The 23,035-nt window shown below is 74.0% G+C and carries 20 protein-coding genes and 3 tRNA genes; 17 read left to right on the forward strand and 6 right to left on the reverse strand.

The window, feature by feature from the left end:
* Positions 1 to 66 precede the first annotated feature (66 nt).
* The 3 genes from AB0P35_RS20265 to AB0P35_RS20275 all read left to right on the forward strand — a co-directional run bounded on the left by AB0P35_RS20265 (position 67) and on the right by AB0P35_RS20275 (position 2,307).
* Positions 67 to 468 carry a YccF domain-containing protein gene (locus AB0P35_RS20265; RefSeq protein ID WP_095874381.1) on the forward strand — a complete coding sequence of 134 codons (402 nt, stop codon included), beginning with the start codon at positions 67 to 69 and terminating at the stop codon, positions 466 to 468.
* Between the two features lie 90 nt (positions 469 to 558).
* Positions 559 to 1,467: a squalene/phytoene synthase family protein gene (locus AB0P35_RS20270; protein WP_363512359.1), complete on the forward strand. Its 909-nt coding sequence runs from the start codon at positions 559 to 561 to the stop codon at positions 1,465 to 1,467.
* Positions 1,468 to 1,800: 333 nt separating this feature from the next.
* Complete coding sequence (locus tag AB0P35_RS20275; protein ID WP_363512361.1) at positions 1,801 to 2,307, forward strand: YbaK/EbsC family protein; 507 nt, start codon at positions 1,801 to 1,803, stop codon at positions 2,305 to 2,307.
* Between the two features lie 15 nt (positions 2,308 to 2,322).
* Here the strand turns inward: AB0P35_RS20275 and AB0P35_RS20280 are convergent, their stop codons facing one another.
* On the reverse strand, positions 2,323 to 3,321 hold the full coding sequence (locus AB0P35_RS20280) for an NADP-dependent oxidoreductase (RefSeq protein WP_363512363.1): 999 nt from the start codon (positions 3,319 to 3,321) through the stop codon (positions 2,323 to 2,325).
* A gap of 134 nt (positions 3,322 to 3,455) precedes the next feature.
* Here AB0P35_RS20280 and AB0P35_RS20285 point away from each other — a divergent pair, with 134 nt between their 5' ends.
* Entirely contained in the window at positions 3,456 to 4,430 is a 975-nt protein-coding gene (locus tag AB0P35_RS20285) for a LysR family transcriptional regulator (protein WP_363512364.1), read from the forward strand.
* Here the strand turns inward: AB0P35_RS20285 and mug are convergent.
* Positions 4,367 to 4,984 (reverse strand): G/U mismatch-specific DNA glycosylase, encoded by a 618-nt coding sequence (gene mug / locus AB0P35_RS20290; RefSeq protein WP_363512366.1) that lies wholly within the window; start codon positions 4,982 to 4,984, stop codon positions 4,367 to 4,369. The genes AB0P35_RS20285 and mug overlap by 64 nt on opposite strands.
* A gap of 77 nt (positions 4,985 to 5,061) precedes the next feature.
* On the opposite strand from mug, the gene AB0P35_RS20295 reads away from it, so the two are divergent.
* Both AB0P35_RS20295 and AB0P35_RS20300 read left to right on the forward strand, forming a co-directional pair.
* The gene (locus tag AB0P35_RS20295) at positions 5,062 to 5,538 is read left to right on the forward strand and encodes a hypothetical protein (protein WP_363512368.1); all 477 of its coding nucleotides are present in this window, start codon (positions 5,062 to 5,064) and stop codon (positions 5,536 to 5,538) included.
* 134 nt (positions 5,539 to 5,672) lie between these two features.
* On the forward strand, positions 5,673 to 6,251 hold the full coding sequence (locus AB0P35_RS20300) for a hypothetical protein (protein WP_363512370.1): 579 nt from the start codon (positions 5,673 to 5,675) through the stop codon (positions 6,249 to 6,251).
* On the opposite strand, the gene AB0P35_RS20305 is transcribed toward AB0P35_RS20300, so the two are convergent.
* Positions 6,202 to 6,690: a YajQ family cyclic di-GMP-binding protein gene (locus tag AB0P35_RS20305; protein ID WP_095874389.1), complete on the reverse strand. Its 489-nt coding sequence runs from the start codon at positions 6,688 to 6,690 to the stop codon at positions 6,202 to 6,204. The two genes, AB0P35_RS20300 and AB0P35_RS20305, sit on opposite strands and share 50 nt — an antisense overlap.
* Before the next feature lie 212 nt (positions 6,691 to 6,902).
* On the opposite strand from AB0P35_RS20305, the gene AB0P35_RS20310 reads away from it, so the two are divergent.
* Positions 6,903 to 6,983: transfer RNA gene (locus AB0P35_RS20310), tRNA-Tyr, on the forward strand.
* On the opposite strand, the gene AB0P35_RS20315 is transcribed toward AB0P35_RS20310, so the two are convergent.
* Together AB0P35_RS20315 and AB0P35_RS20320 are read right to left on the reverse strand one after the other, a co-directional pair.
* A complete protein-coding gene (locus AB0P35_RS20315; protein WP_363512371.1) occupies positions 6,955 to 7,812 on the reverse strand; it encodes a hypothetical protein in 858 nt (285 codons plus the stop codon). The genes AB0P35_RS20310 and AB0P35_RS20315 overlap by 29 nt on opposite strands.
* Before the next feature lie 184 nt (positions 7,813 to 7,996).
* Complete coding sequence (locus AB0P35_RS20320; protein WP_363512373.1) at positions 7,997 to 9,496, reverse strand: MFS transporter; 1,500 nt, start codon at positions 9,494 to 9,496, stop codon at positions 7,997 to 7,999.
* 168 nt (positions 9,497 to 9,664) lie between these two features.
* Between AB0P35_RS20320 and AB0P35_RS20325 the strand changes: the two genes are divergently transcribed.
* Complete coding sequence (locus AB0P35_RS20325; protein WP_363512375.1) at positions 9,665 to 10,384, forward strand: TetR/AcrR family transcriptional regulator C-terminal domain-containing protein; 720 nt, start codon at positions 9,665 to 9,667, stop codon at positions 10,382 to 10,384.
* 226 nt (positions 10,385 to 10,610) lie between these two features.
* Positions 10,611 to 11,048, forward strand: coding sequence for an aegerolysin family protein (locus AB0P35_RS20330; RefSeq protein ID WP_363512376.1), 438 nt, complete (start codon positions 10,611 to 10,613; stop codon positions 11,046 to 11,048).
* Between the two features lie 153 nt (positions 11,049 to 11,201).
* Here AB0P35_RS20330 and AB0P35_RS20335 read toward each other — a convergent pair whose 3' ends face one another.
* A complete protein-coding gene (locus AB0P35_RS20335; protein ID WP_363512378.1) occupies positions 11,202 to 12,473 on the reverse strand; it encodes a hydrolase in 1,272 nt (423 codons plus the stop codon).
* A gap of 302 nt (positions 12,474 to 12,775) precedes the next feature.
* Between AB0P35_RS20335 and AB0P35_RS20340 the strand changes: the two genes are divergently transcribed.
* The 8 genes from AB0P35_RS20340 (at position 12,776) to AB0P35_RS20375 (ending at position 22,992) form a co-directional block, all read left to right on the forward strand.
* Positions 12,776 to 12,848, forward strand: a tRNA-Thr gene (locus AB0P35_RS20340).
* A gap of 42 nt (positions 12,849 to 12,890) precedes the next feature.
* Positions 12,891 to 12,963 (forward strand) — tRNA-Met (locus AB0P35_RS20345).
* Positions 12,964 to 13,047: 84 nt separating this feature from the next.
* Positions 13,048 to 13,212 (forward strand): 50S ribosomal protein L33, encoded by a 165-nt coding sequence (gene rpmG, locus AB0P35_RS20350; protein WP_004571794.1) that lies wholly within the window; start codon positions 13,048 to 13,050, stop codon positions 13,210 to 13,212.
* Positions 13,213 to 13,304: 92 nt separating this feature from the next.
* The gene (locus tag AB0P35_RS20355; RefSeq protein WP_363512380.1) at positions 13,305 to 13,763 is read left to right on the forward strand and encodes a MaoC family dehydratase N-terminal domain-containing protein; all 459 of its coding nucleotides are present in this window, start codon (positions 13,305 to 13,307) and stop codon (positions 13,761 to 13,763) included.
* Positions 13,764 to 13,768: 5 nt separating this feature from the next.
* Positions 13,769 to 14,191, forward strand: coding sequence for a MaoC family dehydratase (locus tag AB0P35_RS20360; protein ID WP_263104898.1), 423 nt, complete (start codon positions 13,769 to 13,771; stop codon positions 14,189 to 14,191).
* A gap of 765 nt (positions 14,192 to 14,956) precedes the next feature.
* Positions 14,957 to 15,229 (forward strand): acyl carrier protein, encoded by a 273-nt coding sequence (locus AB0P35_RS20365; protein ID WP_363512382.1) that lies wholly within the window; start codon positions 14,957 to 14,959, stop codon positions 15,227 to 15,229.
* Positions 15,213 to 16,106 (forward strand): alpha/beta fold hydrolase, encoded by an 894-nt coding sequence (locus AB0P35_RS20370; protein ID WP_363512384.1) that lies wholly within the window; start codon positions 15,213 to 15,215, stop codon positions 16,104 to 16,106. The genes AB0P35_RS20365 and AB0P35_RS20370 overlap by 17 nt, the downstream gene beginning before the upstream one ends.
* A 79-nt stretch (positions 16,107 to 16,185) precedes the next feature.
* Positions 16,186 to 22,992 carry an SDR family NAD(P)-dependent oxidoreductase gene (locus AB0P35_RS20375; RefSeq protein WP_363512385.1) on the forward strand — a complete coding sequence of 2,269 codons (6,807 nt, stop codon included), beginning with the start codon at positions 16,186 to 16,188 and terminating at the stop codon, positions 22,990 to 22,992.
* Positions 22,993 to 23,035: the final 43 nt, after the last annotated feature.

Raw genomic sequence — 23,035 nt, forward strand, 5'->3', positions numbered from 1 at the left:
CTTGTCCGGGTGGGGTCGTCGGCGTCTCGATGGCCGCCGCGACCGGCGCATGCCACGCTGGACCGTATGAAGGTGATCGAACTCATCCTCAACGTCCTGTGGCTGCTGTTCTGCGGCATCTGGATGGCGATCGGCTATGCGATCGCCGGGATCATCTGCTTCATCCTGATCATCACGATCCCGTTCGGCATCGCCGCGTTCCGGATCGCCGGCTACGTCCTGTGGCCGTTCGGACGCACCACGGTCGAGAAGCCGGACGCCGGGGCGCCCTCCTGCGTCGGCAACGTGATCTGGCTGATCTTCGCAGGCTGGTGGCTCGCCATCGCGCACTTCCTGACGAGCATCCCGCTGTTCCTGTCGATCATCGGCATCCCGTTCGGCTGGGCGAACCTCAAGATGATCCCGATCTCGCTCGCCCCGCTCGGCCGCGAGGTCGTCAGCACCGACGAGCGGTTCGCCGGCTGGTGAACCACCGGCCGTGACTCCCCGCGCCCCCGGGCCCATCCGACCCGCCCGATACGGTGGGCCGGACCGCCCGTCCCGCCGCCGAGGAGACCCGTGCCCAGCTGGCGCGCCACCCTGACCGCCGCCACCGTCACCGACCCGCCGCTGCGCGCCGACCACACCGCCGCCGCCCGGCGCGTCCTCCGCCGCGAACAGGCCCCCTACCTGGCCCTGCGCCTGCTCGCCGCCCCGCCCCTGGTGCCGTACCTGGTGGCCGGGCTCGCCTTCATGAACCTCGTCGACGACACCGCCGAGAACGGCACACCCCGGGAGCGGGCCGACGGACTCAAGGACCTGGCCGAGCGGACCGCCGAAGCACTCGACGCCCCCGCCCGCAGCCACGACCCGGTCCTGCGGGCCTACGCGCACGCGGTCCGCACCCGAGGCCTGCCCGAGTACTGGGTGCACGCCTTCCTCACCGGCGCCGCCACCGCCGAGGCCGAGTTCACCGGCTTCGGCACGGAACAGGACTACCAGGAGTACCTCGACACCTACGCCCTGCCCGGCATCCTGGTCTTCACCGGCCTCCAGTACCGCGGCGGCCCCGACGAGGCGCAGACCCGGGCCTGGCGCCGCTTCGTCGACGCCGCGCAGCGCGTGGACTTCCTCGCCGACCTCGCAAGCGACCTCGCCGCCGGACGCCTCTGCATCCCCCGCGAACACCTCGCCGAACACGGCGTCACCCCCGACGACCTCGCCCGGGCCCGCGACACCCCCGCCGTCCGCGACCTGCTCGCCGACCAGTGCCGCCGGGCCCGCACCGCCCTGGACGCCGCCGCGGACGTGGTCGACCACGCCGACCCCGGCCTGCGCGCCGTCGGCACCACCATGACCGATCTGATGGCCCACCAACTCGCCGCCGTCGAAAGGGCCGGCGTCCGAGCCCTCCGCCGCGACATCGGCTACGGCCTCCTCGCCCCCCTCCGCATCCTCGCCCGAGCCCACCGCACCACCCGCCCCTGAACCGAGGCAGTCCACGGCAAGCTGCGCTGCGGGGTGCACCGATTGAGCGGCGCGGGGAACTGCGCGCGGCGGCAGGGCGCGGCCCTGCGGTCCCGTCCCCGCCGTTCCGCCGCGGGCGGTCGGGTGGTCTCCTCGTGCTGCGGGGTGCACCGATCGAGGGGCGCGGGGAACTGCGCGCGGCGGCAGGGCGCGGCCCTGCGGTCCCGTCCCCGCCGTTCCGCCGCGGGCGGTCGGGCTTCCTCCGCAGGCGTGAATCCGTTGGACAACCGCCCCGCCCGCGGAGCACCCTTGCGGATCCGTCCGAATCGGCGCAGCCCCCGCGTGAGGATCCCCATGACCGCGACCCCGTCCGCAGCCGCCCCCGCCGACCTGCCCGAGCGCAGCCTCCCGGTCGCCGAGGCCTTCGACGCCGCGGGCGTCCCGGCCCGGATCCGCGTCCTGCCGGACTCCGCCCGGACGGCCGCCGAGGCCGCCGCCGCCCTCGGCTGCGAGGTCGGCGCGATCGCGAACAGCCTGGTGTTCGTCTGCGACGGCGCGCCGCTGCTGGTGATGACCAGCGGCGCCCACCGGGTGGACACGGCCTTCCTCGCCGACCGCCTGGGCGCCGGCCCGATCACCCGGGCCACCGCGCAGCAGGTCCGCGCCGCCACCGGCCAGGCGATCGGCGGCGTCGCCCCGGTCGGCCACCCGGCCCCGCTCCGCACGGTCGTGGACACCGCACTCGAGGCGCACCCGGTGCTGTGGGCGGCGGCCGGCCACCCGCACACCGTCGTCCCGCTGAGCTACGCCGAACTGCTGCACCTGACCGGCGGCGAGCCCGCCCCCGTCACCGCGGACTGACCGGCCTGCCGCGCCTCATACCCGGACCAGCGTCTTGCCGACGGTGTCCCCCCGCAGCATGGCGAGGAACGCCGCCACGATCCGGTCGAAGCCGTCCACCACCGTCTCGTCCGACCGCATGCGGCCGCTGCGCAGGTGCGGCACCAAGGCCGCGTACAGCTCGTCGCGCACCGCCAGGTGGTTGCGGACCAGGAAGCCCTCCAGCCGCAGGCTCTTGCCGACGACGTCGTAGAGGTTGCGCGGCGCGGCCGGGGGTTCGGCGCTGTTGTACTGGGCGACGGCCCCGCACCAGGCGATCCGGCCGCCGTCGCGGAGCACCTCGATCGCGCCCTCCAGGTGGCTGCCGCCGACGTTGTCGAAGTAGACGTCGATGCCGCCGGGGGCGGCCTTGCGCAGCAGGTCGCCGATCGGGCCGTCGTGGTGGTCGAAGGCCGCGTCGAAGCCGAGCCGGTCGGTGAGGTGGGCGACCTTGGCAGGCGAGCCGGTGCTGCCGACGAGCCGCCGGACGCCGAGCAGCCGGGCGATCCGGCCGACGGCGCTGCCCACCCCGCCCGCCGCCGAGGACACGTACAGGTCCTCGCCGGGCTGCAGCCGGGCGATCCGGGTCAGGCCGACGTACGCGCTGAGGCCGGTGCCGCCGAGCAGCCCCAGGTGTGCGGCGAGCGGCACGCCGGGCAGGTCGGGCAGCACCCGGGCGGCGTCCGGGGCGACCAGGGCGTGCGTCCGCCAGCCCTGCCGGTGGAAGACCAGGTCGCCGACGGCCAGCGCCGGGGTGCGGGACTGCACGACCCGGCCGATCGCCCGACCCTCCAGCGGGGCGTTCAGCGCCCAGCCGCCGTCCATCTCCTCCCGCATGTACGGGTCGACGGAGAGCAGCAGGTTCTCGACCAGTGCCTCGCCCTCCCCGGGCGGGGGCAGTTCGCCGCTGACGAAGGCGAAGTCGTCGGGCGTCGGCGGGCCGTCCGGCCGCGCGACCTGGTGGACGGCGGTGAAGGCGGTGGCGGTACGGGACACGGCGGTGCTCCTGACACGGTCTCGGGGTCGGCGTCGACCGTAGGCCGGGCAGCGGGCTGCCGGGCAGGGGTCGCCGTCGATGGGACACCGGTCTTCCATGAATCCGGTTCATGGAAGACCGCTAGGGTGGACCGATGACCGACGGAACCCCGCGCCGGGACACCGACCTCGCCCCGCACGAGCTGCGCATCCTGGCCGCCGTCGACCGGGAGGGCAGCTTCACCGCCGCGGCCTCCGCACTCGGGCTCACCCAGTCCGCGGTCTCGCACGCCGTCCGCACCCTGGAGGGCAAGCTCGGCGCGGTGCTGTTCGACCGGGGACGGCACGGCGCCCGGGCCACCCCGGCCGGCGAACGGGCCGCCGCGCACGCCCGCCAGGTGCTGCGCCTGCTGGCCGCGATGCCAGCCGAGGTCCGCGAGGCGTCCACCGGCGAACTCGCCGGACGCCCGGTGGTGGTGGCGTTCCGCAGCGCGGCCGCCCACCTGCTGCCGGCCGTGCTGGCCCGGGTCACCGCCCGGCACCCCGGGCTGGCCCCGCAGGTACGGATCGTGCGGGAGCTGGGGCGCGGCACCGCCGGCGAGGTCGCGGACGGCCGCGCCGACCTCGGCATCGCCACCGTCGACCCGGCCGCCGAGACCCCGCCCGGACTGGTGGTGGTGCCGCTCTTCGAGGAGGCCTACGCCCTCGCCCACCCGGCCGGCCACGCCCGCCCGAAGGATCTGCCACTGGTCGACTGGGACGAGAACTGTAGCTCCTACACCAGGAGTTGGTGGTCCGAGCAGGACTGGCTGCCGCCCGCCACGATCCGCGTCGAGGACGACACCGTGATGCTCTCGCTCGTCGCCCGGGGCATCGGCATGGCCGTGGTGCCCGCCCTCAGCCTGCTCGGCGCACCTCCCGGCCTCGCCGTCACCGACCTCGGCCCGCGGCCACCGCGCCGCCAGGTCGGGTACGTCACCACACCCGCGCTGGCCCGGACGGCGGCCGTCCGCACGCTCGTCCGCGAGCTGCGGTCCGTCCCGCTGCCGGCCGGGCTGACGCCCGTTCAGCGACCCTCTCGCGCCTCCTCGCCCGGCTTGCCCTCCTCGCCCGCCTCTCCCGCCTCGTAGGACTCGACGGCCTCGCGCAGGCGGCGGAACTCGGCGGCGATCCCGTCCGGGGTGTAGTGCGCGTTGAGCCCGCTCGGGTTCGGCAGAACCCACACCTCGGTCGCCCCGATGCCCTCCGACTGCGGCCCGACCCCGGCCTTCGGCCGCCCGAACGCCGTCCGGTACGCGCCGATCCCGAGCACCGCCAGGACCCGCGGCCGCAGCCGCGCCACCCGCTCGACCAGGGCGGCCCCGCCCTCCCGGTACTCGTCGGCGGTCAACTCGTCCGCCCTGGCCGTGGTGCGCGCCACCACGTTGGTGATGCCCAGCCCGAACCCGAGCAACTCGGCCTGCTCGTCCGGCCGGAGCTGCCGCGGAGTGAAGCCGGAGCGGTACAGCGCCGGCCAGAACCGGTTGCCGGGGCGGGCGAAGTGCCGGCCCGTCGCGCCGGACCACAGACCGGGGTTGATCCCGCAGAACAGCACCCGCAGGCCGGGCGCCGCCACGTCCGGGATCGTCGCGCCGTGCGCGGCCGCCAGCTCCTCGGCCGTCGGCCGCCGGAAGGGAGTCGTCATACCCCCATCCTGAACGATGGATAGTCAGTTCGAATATTCGGCTGACCCGGTGGCGCTGAGCAGCGCAGAATGACGGAATGTCATACGAACTCAACGCTCTGCTCGCCACCGCGGACCTGCTCGACGTGGTGGCGGCCGAAGTGCCGGTCGCGCAGGTGGCGCGCCTGGCGCAGGGCCTGGCGCTGATCCCGATGACCGAGCGGCTGCACGGCGTCCTGAACGTTCCCGGTGACCGGACCGAGCCCGGCTTCACGCGCTTCCCGGCCGGCTTCGGCCGCAGGCTGGAGGCCTGGTCCCAGGCCGGCCCGATCGCCTACGTCGAAGCCGACTTCTTCGGTGGCGCCGGCACCCAGCAGGCCGCCGTCTGGCTGCACGGCCGGATCGAGCTCGGCCCGCTCCGCACCGAGGAGGGCGAACCCTCGCCCGACGAGGGGACGCCCATCTCGCAGGCGCTGCGCCGGCTGGGCGCGACGGTCGCGCAGGGACGCTTCGACGAGTTCGACGCGATCGGGCTCGGTGCGCAGCGCCGCTCGGCCGACTGGCTCCGCGGCTGACCCGGCCGGCCGGAGGCCGATCGGGGCGTTCCCGGCGGGGGTTCCGTCGCACCGTCACCCGACGGGCTGCCGTCGGCTGACGGTGCCTCGGCCCCGCCGGGGGCCCGGGGCCTGCGCCGTTCGGCGTTCGACCGGTGGCCGCAGCCCTCGGCATCACCGTGGTGACCGTGGCGGCCGCCGCCCTCGCGGCCGCGATCAACCCCCACGCCGTACTGCTCCACTACCGCGGCCGCCCCGCTGTCTCCGCTCCCGTCCCCGTCGCCCCGGCCGACGACCCCGCGGTGCCGTCACTCCCGTCGCCGTCCTCGCTTCCTTCGCTTCCTTCTGTGTCCGCGCTGCCCTCGCTGCCGGCGGTGCCCGACCTGTCCCCGGTGCTCGGCTCGCTCGACGGCGTCCTCGGGCTCGTCGACGGCGTGGTCGTGCTGACCTCGCCGCTCACCGGCGGACTCGATCTCGCCGCCCTGCAGCAGAAGATCGACGAACTGAAGGCCACGGTCATGGCCCTGCTCGGCGACCTGCCCGTCCAAGTCCCGGCGGCCCGCCCGCACGGCGGCTGGGCAGCCGGTCATGCGAACGCCGCCGGGGCCCCGGACAGTGCACGGTCCGGGGCCCCGACGGCGGTCACGCGGCGGGCGGCTCGGCGGCCGCCCGGTCGCGGCAGGATCAGCGGTAGTTCACGAACTGGATCGCGAAGTCGAGGTCCTTGCCCTTGAGCAGGGCCTGGACGGCCTGCAGGTCGTCCCGGCTCTTCGAGCTGACCCGCAGCTCGTCGCCCTGGACCTGCGCCTTGACGCCCTTGGGGCCCTCGTCGCGGATGATCTTGGCGACCTTCTTGGCGTCGTCGGTGGTGATGCCCTCCTTGACGTCCGCGAAGATCTTGTACTCCTTGCCGGACAGCTGAGGGTCGGCGGCGTCCAGGGCCTTCAGCGAGAGCCCGCGCTTGATGAACTTGCTCTGCAGGACGTCCAGGATCGCCTTGACCCGCTCCTCGCCGTTGGCCTTCATCTCGATCTTCTCGCCCGAGCGGCTGATCTCGGCGCCGACGTTCTTGAAGTCGAAGCGCGTGGCGATCTCGCGGGAGGTCTGGTTGATCGCGTTGTCGACCTCCTGCCACTCGACCTTCGAGACGATGTCGAAACTGGAGTCGGCCATGGGTGTTGGTCTCCTTGAATACTGGCTGCACGGTCACCGCCCGGCCTTACGACACGGGCATCGCCCCAGCCTATCCAGCGCGGCCCCGCCCCGCCCCCGTCCGCCGCGGCCGGCACCGTGATCACGCCCGGCAACCGAGTGGCGAACCACCCCCATCCATCAGGTATTGTTTACCGCGTCGAACGGGGCAGCGCCCCGGGGGACAACATCCTGGCTGGTTGCCCGAGCGGCCAAAGGGAGCAGACTGTAAATCTGTCGCGCAAGCTACGCAGGTTCGAACCCTGCACCAGCCACAGGATAGAGAGAAGGGCCTTGATCGGCGGAGACGCTGATCAGGGCCCTTCTTCGTGTTCCGGGCGGGCGGGCCGCCCCGGGTGACAGCGCGTCATGCCGGTCGGTCCGGTGCTGCTGCCCGTCGTCGGGGCGGAGCACCGCTGTGAGATCGACGGTGCCGTCGGCCGAGGGCGGGGTGAGGTCCACCGGCCACCCGTAGTGGCGGAACAGCCAGACCTGGGGTTCGCCGTTCGGGCCCGAGGTGGTGCGGGTGATGTGCGGGTGGTGGGTGGCGGCGATCTCCAGGGTCGAGCCGTCGGCGCCGGTGAAGGAGACCGTCCGGACGCCGCCGGCTTCGGTGCTGCTTTGCACGGTCAGGTCGGCGGTGCCGGTGTCGCCGGCGATGGCCGCCCGGGCGGCGAGGCAGAAGATGCCCAGTGAGGCGAAGGGCTCGGCCGTGGCGGGTCCGCCGACGTAGCGGTCCTTGGTCAGGGCCGCGGTGCGGGCGCCCCAGAGGTGTTCGTCGCCCTTGATCCAGGCGCGAGTCCCGTCCGCGAGGATCCGCACGCTGCCCAGCTTCGCCGCCTCGATGGTCCCGACGCAGTCGCCGTCCCGGTCCACCGTGACCGTCCCGCGGGTCGGCTGCCCCATGACCAGGGCGTGGAAGCCGGCCGTGACGGAGCCTGCGGTGCGCCCGTTCTCGGCGGCGGTGTCGACGAGAGCGCGGGCGGCGGTCGAGTCCGTGGAGCCGGGCCCGGCCGCGGTGTCCGGTGCGGGCCGCGCATGCGGGCCCTGGCATGCGCAGGCCCCGAGGATCGCGGCGGCGATCGCAGCCTTGTACGCCCTCATGACTCTCCCCCTGTTCGACCTGCGGCACGGCACGCGCCGGCCGCCTCGGCGCCGTCTCCCCGTAGCGGCCCGATGGTTTTGAACTCGTTCAACTTACACTGGCAGGGGCGGTTCGGCCATGGCGGGAGGCCGGTGCCCCCGGGGTGGGGGCGCCGGCCTCGTGGCGTCGCGGGTGAGACGGGGATCAGGCGGCGAGTTCGGGTTCGTCGGCCGGGGTGGTGGTCGGCTCGGGCTTGGTGTCGCGCATGACGAGGGTGGCGAGGAGGGCGGCGGCCAGGACGCCGATCGCGCTCAGGGTGAAGGTGGTCGACATCGAGGTGGTGAAGGCCTCGCGGGCGGTGTGGACGAGGCCGCTGTCGCCGCCGGCCGAGGCCAGTGCCCCGGCGATCGAGTGCCTGGCGGCCTCGGGGACGTCGGTCGGCATCTCGCGGGCGAAGCCGCTGCTGAGCAGTGAGCCGAGGATGGCGATGCCGAGGGCGGTGCCGGCCTGCTGGATGGTGTCGTTCAGCGCCGAGCCGACGCCCGCCTGCTCCGCGGGGATCGTCCCCATCAGCGCGCCCACCGCGGCCGGCATGGCCAGTCCCGCGCCGAGGCCGAGCAGACCGAGCGCGACCGCCGGGACGGTGGAGCCGGTGTCGGCGTCGACGGTGGCCAGCAGGGCGAAGGAGACGGCCATCACCAGCATCCCGGCGAGCACCAGGTAGCGGTTGCCGATCATCGCGGCGAGCTTGGCCCCGGCGGCGTTGCCGATCAGTGCGGTGACCGCCAGCGGCAGGAAGGCGAGGCCGGCTTCGACCGGCGAGTACCCGAGGACGAACTGCAGGTACTGGGTGAGCACCAGCAGCAGGCCGCCGTTGCCGATCTGCAGCAGCGTCAGGGACAGCGAACCGCCGCTGAAGTTGCGGTGCTTGAAGAGGGCCATCGGCACCATCGGCGAGGCGGTGGTGTTCTCCCAGGCCACGAAGGCGCCGAGGGCGAGCACCGCGACGGCCAGGGTGACCGCGGACCCGCCGCCGAAGGCGCCGTGCTGCGGCAGCTCGATGATCCACCAGATCAGTGCCGTCATGCCGGCCGCGGAGAGCACCGCGCCCAGCGGGTCGGGCTTGCGCCACGGGCCCTTCGACTCCGGCATGAGGGTCAGGCCGGCTAGGACGGCCAGTGCGACGACCGGGACGTTGATGAAGAAGATCGAGTGCCAGGAGAAGTGGTCGATCAGCACGCCGCCGAGGACGGGGCTGCCGACCAGGGCGAGCATCGACACCGAGCCCCAGGCCGCCATCGCCTTGCCGCGCTCCTCGTCGTCGAAGACGGTGATGAGGATCGACAGCGTCGAGGGCATGATCAGCGCGCCGCCGACGCCCATCGCGACCCGTGCGGCGATCACCTCGCCGGGGCTGGTGCAGTAGGTGGCGGCCAGCGAGGCGGCGCCGAAGAGCAGCAGGCCGATGATCATGACCTTCCGGCGGCCGAACCGGTCGCCGAGGCTGCCCGAGGTGAGCAGGAGCCCGGCGAAGACCAGGACGTAGGAGTCGAGGATCCACTGGGTGTCCTGGGCGGTGGCGCCGATGTCCTCGGTCATCGAGGGCACCGCGACGGTCAGCGCCATGCTGTCGACCACCAGGACCAGCGTGCTAAGGCACAGCACGACGAGGATCCACCAGCGGCGTGGATTGCGGGCTTCCATGGGATTTCCCTTCAGGCTTGCGCACACCGTTCCGGCGATGCGCACACCGTACGCACGGGCGCACGGTGTGCGCAAGTCCTAATCCTGTACGCTGGATGCGATCGGTGTACGCAGGCAGTGTGTCGCCGGGCCGGGACCGCCGGGCCGGGAGGCCGCAGAAGGAGTGCCATGGCCGCGAAGTCGAACCCGATCCCCTCCGTGTGGGCGCGGCAGCAGCGCGAGCCCGACCAGCCCGCGCTGAGCAGGGCCGCGATCGTGCGCGAGGCGATGGCCGTCCTGGACGCCGAAGGGGTCGAGGCGCTCAGCATGCGCAAGCTCGGCGCCCGACTTAACGCCGGCGCCACCTCTCTCTACCGGCACGTCGCCACCAAGGACGAGCTGATGGAGCTCGCCGTGGACGAGGTCGCGGCCGAGATCCACGTGCCGGCGGCGGACAGCCCGGACTGGCGCGCCGCCGCCACCGAGGCCGCCCGGTCCTTCCGGGGCGCCTGCCTGCGCCACCCGTGGGTCGCCTCGGTGCTCGGCCAGGCGGGCCTCGCCTATCTGGGCCCCAACCTGATGTCCTTCTCGGAGCGGCTGGCCGCCCTGTTCACCGCCGCAGGCTTCCCCGAACCGTCCCGGGCGATCGACACCGTCCTCAGCTACGTCATCGGCATGAGCACCACCGAGGCGGCCTGGCTCACCACCGTCGCCCGCTCCGGCGAGAGCGAGCACGACTTCATCGCCCGGCTGATGCCCGCGGCCCAGCAGGCCGCGGCCGGCCTCGACCACCTCGGCCCCGCCTACACCGCCACCGACGTCGCCGACCCGGTCGCGATCCGCGACGCCAAGTTCGCGTACGGCCTGGAGGTCGTCCTCGACGGGCTGGCGATGCGCCTGCCGCACTGACGGCTCTGACCCGCTCTGACCCGCACCGACCCGCGCTACGACCCGGCACACCCGGCGTCAAGTGCGTGCTCAGCCGACACCGATCCGGTGTTTATCGGCGGCCCGCAGAGTGGTTGTCGGGCCGCGGGGCAGTCCCGCGGCCGGACCACACGGGGGGATCACGATGGGCACAGCACGCAGAATCGGAGCGGCCGCTCTCGCACTGGCCGCGGCAGGGGCACTGTCCGTGGGAGCGGCCGGCACGGCCTCGGCCGCCGAGCCGGTGAAGGGGACCGCCGCCGCGCCGGCCCTGGCCTCGGCCGCCCGCAGCGTGAACGTGACCTTCAACAACTGGACCGGCTGCACCCTCACCCGCGAGGAGTGGGGCCTCAGCCACGGCATCTGGACACAGGAGCCGCCCGTCCGGATCTACGACCAGGGCATCGGCACCTGGGCCTCGGAGTCGAACGGCTTCGCCACCGGCACCGAGGGCTACGCCCGGTTCTTCTCGGAGAACTGCGCGAACCCGGTGCTGAACGGCCGCCTGGTGCGGGTGCACTGGAACGACCCGTACGCCGGCTCCAACTCCTACGACTCCTCGGGGACGGACCTGAAGTTCTACGTCTCCCGCAGCGGCGGCTCGGGCAACAACGCGAGCGTCCAGTTCTCGGCCTGGGGCCGCTGACACGACCTCACCGCCGGGACGGGCACGGGAACACGGGGGGTGCCCGCCCCGGCGGTGAGCACATGGGGGACAGGGCGGGCCGGCCACGGGGGACGGCCCGGCCTGTCCTGTCCCGCCAGCCCTGTCCCGCCGGCCCTGGCCGGGGCCGGGCTGTCAGTCCTCCGGCAGGGTCTGTCGGGGCAGCGCCAGGGCCACGGTGTCGGCGAACTCCCGTACCGCGCTGGTGCGGGAGACCACCCGGCCGCCGTGCACCACCAGCCGGCTGTGCCCGCCGGCCAGTACCCCGGCCAGGCTGTCGCCGCGCACGGCCAGCAGTTCGGCGGGGAATCCCGCGTCCACCCGCACCGGCGGCAGGCCGAGCGCGATCCGTGCCTGGTTGGCCACCGCGTCGTACGCCTCCTCCGGGTCGAGCACCCCTGAGGACGCCAGCAGGAAGGCCGCCTCCAGCGGATCGGCCCGGCCGACCGGGGCCGCGAGGTCGCGCAGCGCCCCGCCGCCGGCCGCCAGCGGCACCCCTGCCTGCAGCAACTCCCGAACCACGGAAGGCTGCAGGCCGCCGGGCGGGCGTTCGCCGCCGGCGCAGCCGCCGGGCTGGGGCAGGCAGACCACCCGGACACCCGCGCCGGCCAGCACGGTGGCCGCGCCCGGGGCCAGCGCGTCGCAGGGCCCCACCGTCACCCGTGGCCGCAGTGGCGCCAACACGCCCACCATGCGCGCGAGTCGGCCCGGGTCGGCGCCCGAGCAGTGCAGGTCGACCGGACGGTCCGCCTCGCGGGCGGCCTCCAGCAGCACCTGCGCATAGCCCACCGGGTCGGGATCGAGCTCCGGGCGGCCGCCGACGGCGGCGGCTCCGAGCCGCAGCGCCTCGCGCAGCTGGGCCCGCCCGTCCGCGCCGGCCCGGCCGGTGAGCAGGCGGGGCATCGCCACCGCCTGGAGGTCGGCCAGTCCGCGCAGCGCCCGCGCGGCGGTGAGCACCGCCTCCAGCCGGCCGAGTCCGTGCACGTCACCGATCCGGACGTGGGTGCGCTGGGCGGTGGCGCCGTAGGCGAGTGCGGTGAGGGCGGCCTCGATGACCCGGCGGACGAGTTCGGGCGCGCCGTCCGGCGGCGGGCCGGGCAGCGCGGCGGAGAAGGCGGTGTCGTGGTGGGCGTGCGGCTCGGCGGGGGCGGGCAGCAGCAGGTACCCGGTGAGGTCGATCCGGGTGGTGGCGGCACCGGCCGCCGGACCGGCGGGCGGGTGTCCGGCAGTCGGGTGCCCGGCGGGCGGGTGCTGGCTGCCGAGGCCGCCCGGGGTGCCGACCGCCTGGATGCGGTCGCCGGCGATCCGGACGTCCACCGTCCGGCCGTCGCCGAGCCGGGCGCCGGTGAGCAGCAGGGCGGGCTCCCGGCCGGGCGCGCCGTCGGCGGCCGTGTCTGCCCCGGTCATCGGCGCTCCTTCGGATCGACTCGCCCGCGGCCCGTCGTCCGGCCGGGCCGCGGGGCACCGGGCGGGCGCGCCGCCACCGGGTGTCCGGGACGGCAGGGTCCTGCTGCTGGTCGAGCCTAGGACGCAGGCGTACGGCCGCCGCGGAGGCGGGGAAAGTCGTATCGGTCGGGCCGCCGGGATGCGCGCCGCCTCGAACGGCCGTACTGCCGCCGGGCTGCCGTGCGGCCCGCCCCACCTGGGATCTTCCGTGTCGGATACGGATTTCACCTCTGGCCCGGAACCGTGTAATCTCTTCCTCGTTCGCCCCTATAGCTCAGTCGGTAGAGCGTCTCCATGGTAAGGAGAAGGTCTGCGGTTCGATTCCGCATGGGGGCTCTGGTGAAAGACCCTCCGCTTCGGCGGGCGGCCGATCATCAAAGCGGTGTAGCTCAGTTGGTAGAGCAAGCGGCTCATAATCGCTGTGTCACCGGTTCAAGTCCGGTCACCGCTACCCCGCGTAGTCGATCGGGGGGTCATCCTCCCGATCGGCTACACTTGTCTGTGTTCTTATTCGTTGTCCCAGGAAGGCACTCCCGTGGCTGCCACCGACGTCCGCCCGAAGATCACGCTGGCCTGCGTGGAGTGCAAGGAGCGGAACTACATCACCAAGAAGAACCGGCGCAACGACCCGGACCGTCTTGAGATGAAGAAGCACTGCCCGCGTTGCAACGCCCACACGGCGCACCGCGAGACCCGCTGACTTTGCCTCGACTCCAGGCCGCTCCCCCTTGCGGGGCGCGGCCTGGAGTCATTTCTGCATGTCTGCATGACGGTTGATCAGAGGAGTTGCCCATGCCGCTCGACCCCTCCTTCATCGGGCGGACCTACCCGCCCACCGCGCCGTACGAGGTCGGCCGGGAGAAGATCCGCGAGTTCGCCGTCGCCGTCGGTGACGCCAATCCCGCGTACACCGACCCGGAGGCCGCCAAGGCGTTCGGCCACCCGGATGTCATCGCGCCGCCGACCTTTCCGTTCGTCATCACCTACTCCGCCGCCGCGCAGGTCGTCACCGACCCGGAGCTCGGCCTGGACTACAGCCGGGTGGTGCACGGCGATCAGAAGTTCGCGTACACCCGCCCGGTGCGGGCCGGCGACCGGCTGACCGTCACCGTGACCATCGACTCGATCAAGTCGCTGGCCGGCAATGACGTCCTGTCGGTCCGCGGCGAGGTGAACGACGAGTCCGGCGAGCACGTGGTGACGTCGGTCATGACACTGGTCGCGCGCGCGGCCGACGAGGCGGGGGAGTGAGCCCGATGGCGATCAGCTTCGACGAGGTCGAGGTCGGCACCGAGCTGCCGGCGCAGTCCTTCCCCGTGACGCGCGCCACGCTGGTGCAGTACGCGGGCGCCTCCGGTGACTTCAACCCGATCCACTGGAACGAGAAGTTCGCCCTGGAGGTCGGCCTGCCGGACGTCATCGCGCACGGCATGTTCACCATGGCCGAGGCGATCCGGGTGGTCACCGACTGGGTCGGGGACCCGGCCGCGGTGGTCGAGTACGGCGTGCGGTTCACCAAGCCGGTGCCGGTGCCGAACGACGGCGTCGGCGCGGTGATCGAGGTGTCCGGCAAGGTCGCCGCCCTGCTGGACGACCGCAGGGTGCGGGTCGACCTGCTGGCGACCAGCGGCGGCCAGAAGGTGCTCGGCATGTCGCGCGCCGTGGTGCAGCTGGGCTGACGTTGTCTTCGAGGGGCGGGCCTGCCGGGCGGCGGGTCCGCCCCTCGGCCTTTGCCGCCACGCCACGGGCGTTCGGGCTTCGGGCCGGGCCCCTCCGTCGGCGGCCTTCTGCGGTGCCGGTCCGCGGACACGGTGTCCTCGATCCCCCTCGGCGCGGTGGTCGGCGAGCGCCGCGGGGCCGGCCCGCGGCGCGCTGACGTGACCATAACCAGCGGGCCGAACGGGCGGCAAGGGGTCGTTGAAGTCTTGACCATGCCGGCCCCGGCGGCAGGCGGGGCGGCGGCCCGTCCCCCGGTCAGACGCGACAAGGCGCGTGCGTATTCGAAGCAGGCCTGGCGGTGCGTCAATTTTATTTTTCCGGTCGAGTTTCGGAAGGATATTCCGTCCGGTCAGTACATTTCTTCGGCGTTGCAGGCGCGTTGATTTACGCGGAGTTGGTTGCACGCTCGAATGCCACTCGCGTACGGTCCTGACCCGGGACGCGGCAAAACTGCCGTTGCGCCCGACGTCACCGCTCACCCACTGAACGATCGTCCGCCGTACCGGAGTTGTCGCAGGCCAGTGGCCTGCTGTCAGCCGGTTGCGGCCGGTCGCGCCATCGTGTGAAGAGCCCGAATCCCGTGTCTACCGTGCGCTGCGAGCGCGTGATTCCGGCTGCCTTCCCGCAGTCTCGGCTTTGCCGCCGATTTACCTGCGGGTGGTTCTCGGAAATGTTCCGACCGGACGAAATCACCGTACCTTGGGGAAGGACCGACCGTGCCTGTCGTGACCGCCGTTGAGGCCCAGCAGTGGCTGATCGAGAAGATCGCCCACCGGCTCGGAGTGCCGACGGACGAAGTTCCGCCGGAGCAGTACTTCGACGAGCTCGACCTCGACTCGACCGAGGCGCTCATCCTCGCCGGGGAGATGGAGAGCTGGCTCGGCTTCGAGCTCGGGACCACCACGCTCTGGTACCACCCGAGCATCAAGGACCTGGCCGAGTACATCGCGGAGGAGTCCGCCGCACGAGCCGGGGAGAGCCATGCGGCCTCGGCGTGACGCCGGCCCGGCCGTCGTCCACCGGCTGGCCGAGGCCGGCGGACGCGGCACGGTCCTCCTCGTCCACCCGGGCGCACTCGCGGCCGGCGTCCACCGCACCCTCGCCGAGGCACTGCCGCCCGGCACCGGACTGACCGTCCTCGACCTGTCGGGGCTTCCCGCCTACTGGGAGGCCGCACTCACCGGCGGCCGCGCCGACACCACCGTCGAGGAACTCGCCGACCGCATCGGCCAGGAGCTCGCCGCCCTCGACGACGGCGGGCCGCGGACCCTGGCCGGCTGGTCCTTCGGCGGCGTGGTGGCCCAGGCCCTGGTCGAGCGGATGCCGGCCGGACGGCGGCCCGACCGCCTCGTCCTGCTGGACAGCATCGCGCCCACCCCCGAGTACCAGCAGCCCGACGACGCGCTCGAACCCCCGCTGCTGCTCGGCTGGTTCGCGATGTACCTGGGCGCCAAACGCGGCCGCCCGGTCGACGTCGACGGGGAGCTGCTCGCCGGCGGCGGCACCGAGGACGGCCTGCGCCACGTCCTCGCGGCCGCCGCGGCCGGCGGCGCACTGCCCGCCGACACCCCGCCGGCAGGCCTGCGCAAGCTCTACGACACGTACGTGGACGGGCTGTTGCGCAACAACCGGCTCACCGCCCCGTACACCGCCCGACCCTCCACCGTGCCGCTCGTCCTGGTCACCGCCGAACGCAGCCTGCTGCCGGGGGACCGCACGCTCGGCTGGGGGCCGCTCGCCCCGCACGGCCTGGAGGTCCACCGCTGCCCCGGCGACCACTACACCATGCTCAGCAGGCCGGACGCCGCCGCCGTGATCGCGCGCCTGGTCCGCCCCGCCGCCCCAGTGCGGCGCGCACCCGCAACGAAGGTCTGACGCAGGCCCGTCCGTACGGGCCCGGCCGCCCACACGCCCCGGCCGGCGCCCGGCCCTCCGAGTCCGAGAGAGCCCTGCCGTGAACACCTCGAAGCCCACCAGCCCCCTGCCCGACGCGGAACTCGGCCGCCGGCTCGCGGACGAGCCGGTCGCCATCGTCGGCCTCTCCGCGCTCTTCCCCAAGTCCCGCGATCTGCGGGAGTTCTGGGGCAACGTGATGTCCGCCGCCGACTGCATCGAGGACGTGCCGAGCACCCACTGGGACGTCGCCGAGCACTACGACCCGGATCCCTCCGCGCCCGACAAGACGTACGCCAGACGCGGCGGCTTCATGCCCACCGTCCCGTTCAACCCGATGGAGTTCGGGCTGCCGCCCACCACCCTGGAGGTCACCGACGTCCTCCAGCTGCTCAGCCTCGTCGTCGCCCGTGACGTGCTGCGCGACGCCGGCGCCGACCGGCCCTGGTACCGCCCCGACCGCACCGGCGTCGTCCTCGGCGTCACCGGCGCCAACCAGCTCACCCAGCCGCTCTCCGCCCGGCTGCAGACCCCCGTGCTCAAGGAGGTCGTCCGCAGCTGCGGCCTCAGTGAGCGGGACGCCGAGGAGATCGCCGAGAAGTTCAAACTCGCCTTCGCCCCCTGGGAGGAGAACTCCTTCCCCGGCATGCTCGGCAACGTCGTCGCCGGCCGGATCGCCAACCGGCTCGACCTCGGCGGCACCAACATGACCATCGACGCCGCCTGTGCCAGCTCGCTCGCCGCCACCAAGGCCGCCGTCAGCGAACTGCTGGAGCACCGCGCCGACACGATGATCGCAGGCGGCTGCGACGCCGAGAACACGATCTTCATGTACCTCTGCTTCAGCAAGACCCCCGCCTTCTCCAAGGCCGGCCGGATCCGCCCCTTCGACAAGGACGCCGACGGCACCCTCATCGGCGAGGGCATCGGCATGTTCGCGCTGCGCCGGCTCGCCGACGCCGAACGCGACGGCAACGAGATCTACGCGGTCATCCGCGGCATCGGCTCCTCCAGCGACGGCCGCTTCAAGTCCATCTACGCCCCCCGCAAGGAGGGCCAGATGGTCGCCCTGCACCGCGCGTACGAGGACGCCCGCTGCACCCCCGACAGCGTCGAACTCTTCGAGGCGCACGGCACCGGCACCGCCGTCGGCGACGCCACCGAGCTCTCCGCCCTCGCCGCCGTCGTCTCCGACACCACCGAGGAACGGCAGTACGCCGCCGTCGGCAGCGTGAAGTCCCAGATCGGCCACACCAAGGCCGCCGCCGGCGCGGCCGGAATGATCAAGCTGGCGCTGGCCCTGCACCACAAGGTGCTGCCGCCCACCATCAACGTCGACGAACCCAACCCGGCCATCGACTTCGCCGCCGGCCCGTTCTACGTCAACACCGAGAGCCGGCCCTGGATCAAGGACCCGCGGCGCACCGACCGCCGCGCCGCCATCTCCTCCTTCGGCTTCGGCGGCACCAACTTCCACTTCGTGCTCCAGGAACACGGCGACGGCGACGACCTCAAGGTGATGTTCCCGGTCGCCGAGGTCCACCTCTGGCACGCCGCCGACCCGGCAGCCCTCGCCGCCCGGCTCGCCGACGGCGCCCCCGCCGCCCAGGGCCCCGCCCCCGCCGACCACGCCCGACTCGCCCTCGCCACCCGTGACGCCGCCGAACTCGCCGACCTGCGCGCCCTCGCCGCCGCCGAACTCCGCGCCAAGCCGGACGCCGCCGCATGGGCCCACCCCCGCGGCCTCTGGTACCGCAGCCGGGCCGCCGACCCCGGCAAGGTCGGAGCCCTCTTCGCCGGCCAGGGCAGCCAGTACGTCAACCCCGGCCACCGCGCCGTCCTCGCCCTGCCGCCGCTGCGCGCCGCCTTCGACCGCGCCAACCGCGAGTTCGACGGCGCCGAACTGCTCTCCCGGGTCGCCTTCCCGCCGCCCGCCTTCTCCGCCGCGGCCCGCACCGCCCAGGAGGAGGCGCTGCGCCGCACCGAGTACGCCCAGCCCGCGATCGGCGCACTCGCCGCCGGCCAGTACCGCTACCTGGGCGAACTCGGCTTCACCGCCGACGGGCACCTCGGCCACAGCTTCGGCGAGCTGACCGCGCTCTGGGCGGCCGGATCCCTCACCGACGACGCCTACTTCGCGCTCGCCCGGGCCCGCGGCGCCGCCATGGCCCCGCCCGCCGACCCGGACTTCGACGCCGGTGCGATGGCCGCCGTCAGCGCACCTGAGGACAAGGTCGCCGCCCTGCTCGCCGACCACCCCGAGCTGGTCGTGTGCAACCGCAACGCGGCCGACCAGATCGTCGTCGGCGGGCCGACCGCGGCCGTCGAGCGCCTGGTCGCCGCGGCCGGCGGGACCGGGCTGCGGATCTCCCGGCTGCCCGTCTCCGCCGCCTTCCACACCCCGTTCGTCGGCCACGCCGTCGAGGCCTTCCGCGCCGCCGTCGACCGGGTGGAGGTCCGCCCGCCGCTGCGGCCCGTCTACGCCAACACCCCCGGCGGCCGGTACGGCGACGACCTCGCGGGCAACGCGACGCTGCTCGCCGAACAGCTCCTCAACCCGGTGCACTTCGCCGACCGGGTCGAGGAGATGTACGCGGCCGGCTTCCGCACCTTCGTCGAGTTCGGCCCCAAGGGCGTGCTCACCCAGCTGGTCTCCCGCATCCTCGGCGACCGCCCGCACCACACCGTCCGGCTGGACGGCGGACCCGGCACCGACGCCGACCTCGCCCTCAAGCGGGCCGTCGCCCAACTCGCCGTCCTCGGGCTCCCGCTGGAGACCTCCGACCGCTACGTCGCGGCCCCGCCGGAGACCGTCGCAGGCAAGGGCATGACGGTGCCGCTGAACGGCATCAACCACGTCTCCGACGCCCGCAAGGCCGCCTACCGCGACGCGCTGGAGAACGGCTACCGGATCACACCGCCGACCGCGCCGGCACCCGCTCCTGCCGTGTCGGTGGCGGAGCCCGCCGTCCCGGCACCGGCGGCCGAGGCACCGCCCGCCCCCGTACCGCCGCCGGCCGCCCCGGCGCCCGCACCCGTCCCGCTCCAAGCGAGGACCGTCGTTCAGGAGAACGAACCCGTGGACCACGACCTCGCCGCCGCCGCGGCGTCCGACCGACTGCCCGAGCTGATCGCCGACCACCTCGCGCTCCACGACGACTACCTCAACGGCCAGCTGCAGAGCGCCCAGCGCCTCGCCGGGCTGCTGGAGAACGCGGCCGGACAGGGCAGGGTCGACGACGTGCTGGCCGGCGTCACCGCCGTCAAGGAGCACGGCCTGGCCATCGGCCGCACCCACCTGCGGGCCAACGAGATCCTCCGCGACCTCGCCGCCCTGGAACTCGCCGCCCCCGGCACACCCGACCGGCCCCAGGCACTCGCCCCGGCCCCGGCCGCCGCCCCGGCGCTGCCGCCGGTCGCCCCGGTCGCCGAGTTCGTCCCGGTGCAGGCGCAGCCGCTGCCCGCACCGGCCGAACTCCCGGCCGCCGCCGCCCCCGCCGTCCCGGCCCTGCCGCCGGCCCCCGCCCCGGCACCGGCGGCTCCTGCCGCGCCGGTGGCCGCCGTGAGCGGGGGGGAGGTGGCTGCTGCGCTGCTGGAGGTGGTGGCGCAGAAGACCGGTTACCCGGCGGAGATGCTCGAGTTGGGTATGGATGTGGAGGCGGATCTGGGGATCGACTCGATCAAGCGGGTCGAGATCCTGGGTGTCCTCTCCGAGCGGTTCCCGAGTGATGTCGCGGTCGGGCCCGAGCAGCTCGGTGAGCTGCGGACGCTGGGGCAGATCGTGGAGTTCATGGCGGGTGTGGCCGCCGCTCCTGCCGTCGCTCCTGGTGCAGCGCCGTCGTCCGGGTCGTCGTTCGGTGCGGGGGAGGTGGCTGCGGCGCTGCTGGAGGTGGTGGCGCAGAAGACCGGTTACCCGGCGGAGATGCTGGAACTGGGTATGGATGTGGAGGCGGATCTGGGGATCGACTCGATCAAGCGGGTCGAGATCCTGGGTGTCCTCTCCGAGCGCTTCCCGAGCGATGTCGCGGTAGGGCCCGAGCAGCTCGGTGAGCTGCGGACACTGGGCCAGATCGTCGACTTCATGACCGGCGCGGTCGGCGCTCCTGCCGCGCCGGTGGCCGCCGTGAGCGCGGGGGAGGTGGCTGCGGCGCTGCTGGAGGTGGTGGCGCAGAAGACCGGTTACCCGGCGGAGATGCTGGAACTGGGTATGGATGTGGAGGCGGATCTGGGGATCGACTCGATCAAGCGGGTCGAGATCCTGGGTGTCCTCTCCGAGCGCTTCCCGAGCGATGTCGCGGTCGGGCCGGAGCAGTTGGGTGAGCTGCGGACACTGGGCCAGATCGTCGACTTCATGACCGGCGCGGTCGGCGGCACCGCGGAGGCTGCCGCGGCTCCGGCCCCGGCGGAGGAGCCGGCCGCCACCGCCGCCCGACCGGAGCCGGCGGTGCCCGCCGGAGCGATAGGCCGGGCGCAGGCCGCGCTCGTCGAACTGCCCTCCCCGGACGTCCTGGTGGACGCCTACCCGCAGGGTTCCGCGGTGCTGCTGGTCGACGACGGCGGAGCGCTGGTGCCGCCGGTCGCCGAGCGGCTGCTGGCGCAGGGCCGGCCCGTCCGGGTCCTGCGGCTGCCGTCCGTCACCCGCCGGATCGACGGGGTCGAGGACCACGCGCTCTCCGGCTGGGGTCCGACCGAACTCGCCGAGCGCGCGGAGCAGTTGCTGGACCGGTCGGCCGCGCTGGCCGTGCTCTTCGACACCCGCCGGGACACCGAGTGGGCGGACGGCGTCCGGCGCCTCTCGCACGCGCTGCTGGTCGCCAAGCACCTGGTGGAGCCGCTGACCCGGGCCGCCTCCGCAGGCCGGGCCGGCTTCGTCACGGTGACCCGGCTGGACGGGGCCTTCGGCCTCACCGGGGTCACCGAGGACATCGTCCCCGCCGGCGGCTACGGCGGCCTGGTGAAGACGCTGGCCGTCGAGGCGCCCGAACTGTTCTGCCGGGCCGTCGACCTGGCACCTGGCGTCGCCGACCGTACGGCGGCCGAGCTGCTGCTCGCCGAGCTCGCCGACGCCTCCGCCGAGCCCGTCCAGGTGGGCCTGGACGGCCGCCGGAGGGTCGCCCTGACCCTCGGCGAGCGGCCCACCGGCCTCGCCGCCGAGCCGGGCTCCGCGTCCGCGGCCGAGGTCGGCCCCGAGGACCTGCTGGTGGTCACCGGCGGCGGACGCGGCATCACCGCCCGCTGCATCGTCGACCTGGCCCGCGTCCACCGTCCCGGCCTGCTGCTGCTCGGCCGGACGGCGCTCGGCGAGGAGCCGGCCTGGGCCGCCGGGGTGACCGGCACCGCCGAGCTGAAGGCGGCCGCCGTCGCCCACCTCAAGGCCGAGGGGGAGAAGCCCACCCCGAAGCGGGTGGAGCAGCTGTACCGGGCGGTGGTCGGCGAGCGGGAGGTCCGCGAGACCCTCGCCGAGCTGAGGGCCGCCGGGTCCGAGGCCGAGTACCTGGCCGTGGACATCACCGACGCCGCGGCGACCGCCGCCGCCCTCGCGCCGTACGCGGGCCGGGTGACCGGCCTGGTCCACGGGGCCGGCGTGCTGGCCGACCAGCTGATCGCCAACAAGCGGGCCTCCGAGGTCGAGCGGGTCTTCGCGCCGAAGCTCGGCGGGCTGCGCGCCGTGGTGGAGGCGCTGCCGGCCGACCGGCTGCGGCACGTGGTGCTCTTCTCCTCGGTGGCCGGGTTCTTCGGCAACCAGGGGCAGTCCGACTACGCGATGGCCAACGAGGTGCTGAACGCCTGGGCGAGCTCCTTCCGGCGGCGGCACCCCGCCGCCAGGGTCAGCTCGCTCAACTGGGGCGCCTGGGACAGTGGCATGGTCTCCCCGCAGATCAAGGCGGTCTTCCAGGAACGCGGCATCACGCTGATCCCGGTGGAGACCGGAACGGCCCTGTTCACCGGCCAGTTCGCGGCCGGGCGGGCCGAGGACACTGTCACGGTGCTCGGCCCGACCACCCCGCTGTCGGTGCGGGAGAGCGCCGCGCCGAGCGCCGCGCTGGTGCTGGAGCGCCCGGCGGCCGCGCTCGCCGCGGAGCCGATCGTCGCCGACCACGTCATCGGCGGGGTGCCGGTGCTGCCCGCGGCGCTGGCGCTCGGCTGGGCGGTCGGCGCGGTGGAGCGGCTCAGCGGCGGAACCGTCCGCCAGGTGCGGGACTTCGCGGTGCACAAGGGTGTCCTCTTCGACGAGACGCTGCCGGAGCGGCTGCAGCTGGCGGCCACCCCGGCGGGCGACCGGGCCAGCACCGAGGTGGTGATCCGCTCGGTCGCGGCGGACGGCACCGTCCGGCCGCACTACGCGGCGACCGTGGTGCTCGGCAACGACCCGGCCACCGAGCTCAACCACCCGACCCTGGCCGGGCTGCCGGCCGCGGGCGGCGGACGCGACGCCGGCGGCCTCTACACCGACGGCACGCTCTTCCACGGCGCCGCCCTGCAGGGCGTCCGCCGGGTGCTGGCCGAGGACGAGTCCCGGCTGGTCCTGGAGTGCGCGCTGCCCGAACCGCCCGCCGCCGGCGGGGCGTTCGCCGGACAGCTGTACCGGCCCGGCACCACCGACCTGCTGCTGCAGGCGGGCCTGGTCTGGATGCGGCTGTTCCGCGCCACCGCGAGCCTGCCGCTCTCGGTCGCCCGCGCCGAACTGCACCGGGCGCCGGCCGACGGCGAGACCTTCCTCGCGGTGGTCGAACCGGCCTCGGTGAACGGCACCTCGGCGAGCCTGACGGTCACCGCCGTCGGCCACGGCGGGCGGGTCCTCGCCCGGCTGAGCGGCGTCAGCCTCGTGTCGACCCCGCAGCTGGCCGCGAAGTTCGCCCGTAGCTGACGCACCCGACCCGGCAGGTCCGGCCGGCCGCGCCCCAGACGGC

It is taken from the genome of Kitasatospora sp. NPDC085879, from assembly GCF_040686255.1.
In the GTDB taxonomy this organism is placed as follows: Bacteria; Actinomycetota; Actinomycetes; order Streptomycetales; family Streptomycetaceae; genus Kitasatospora.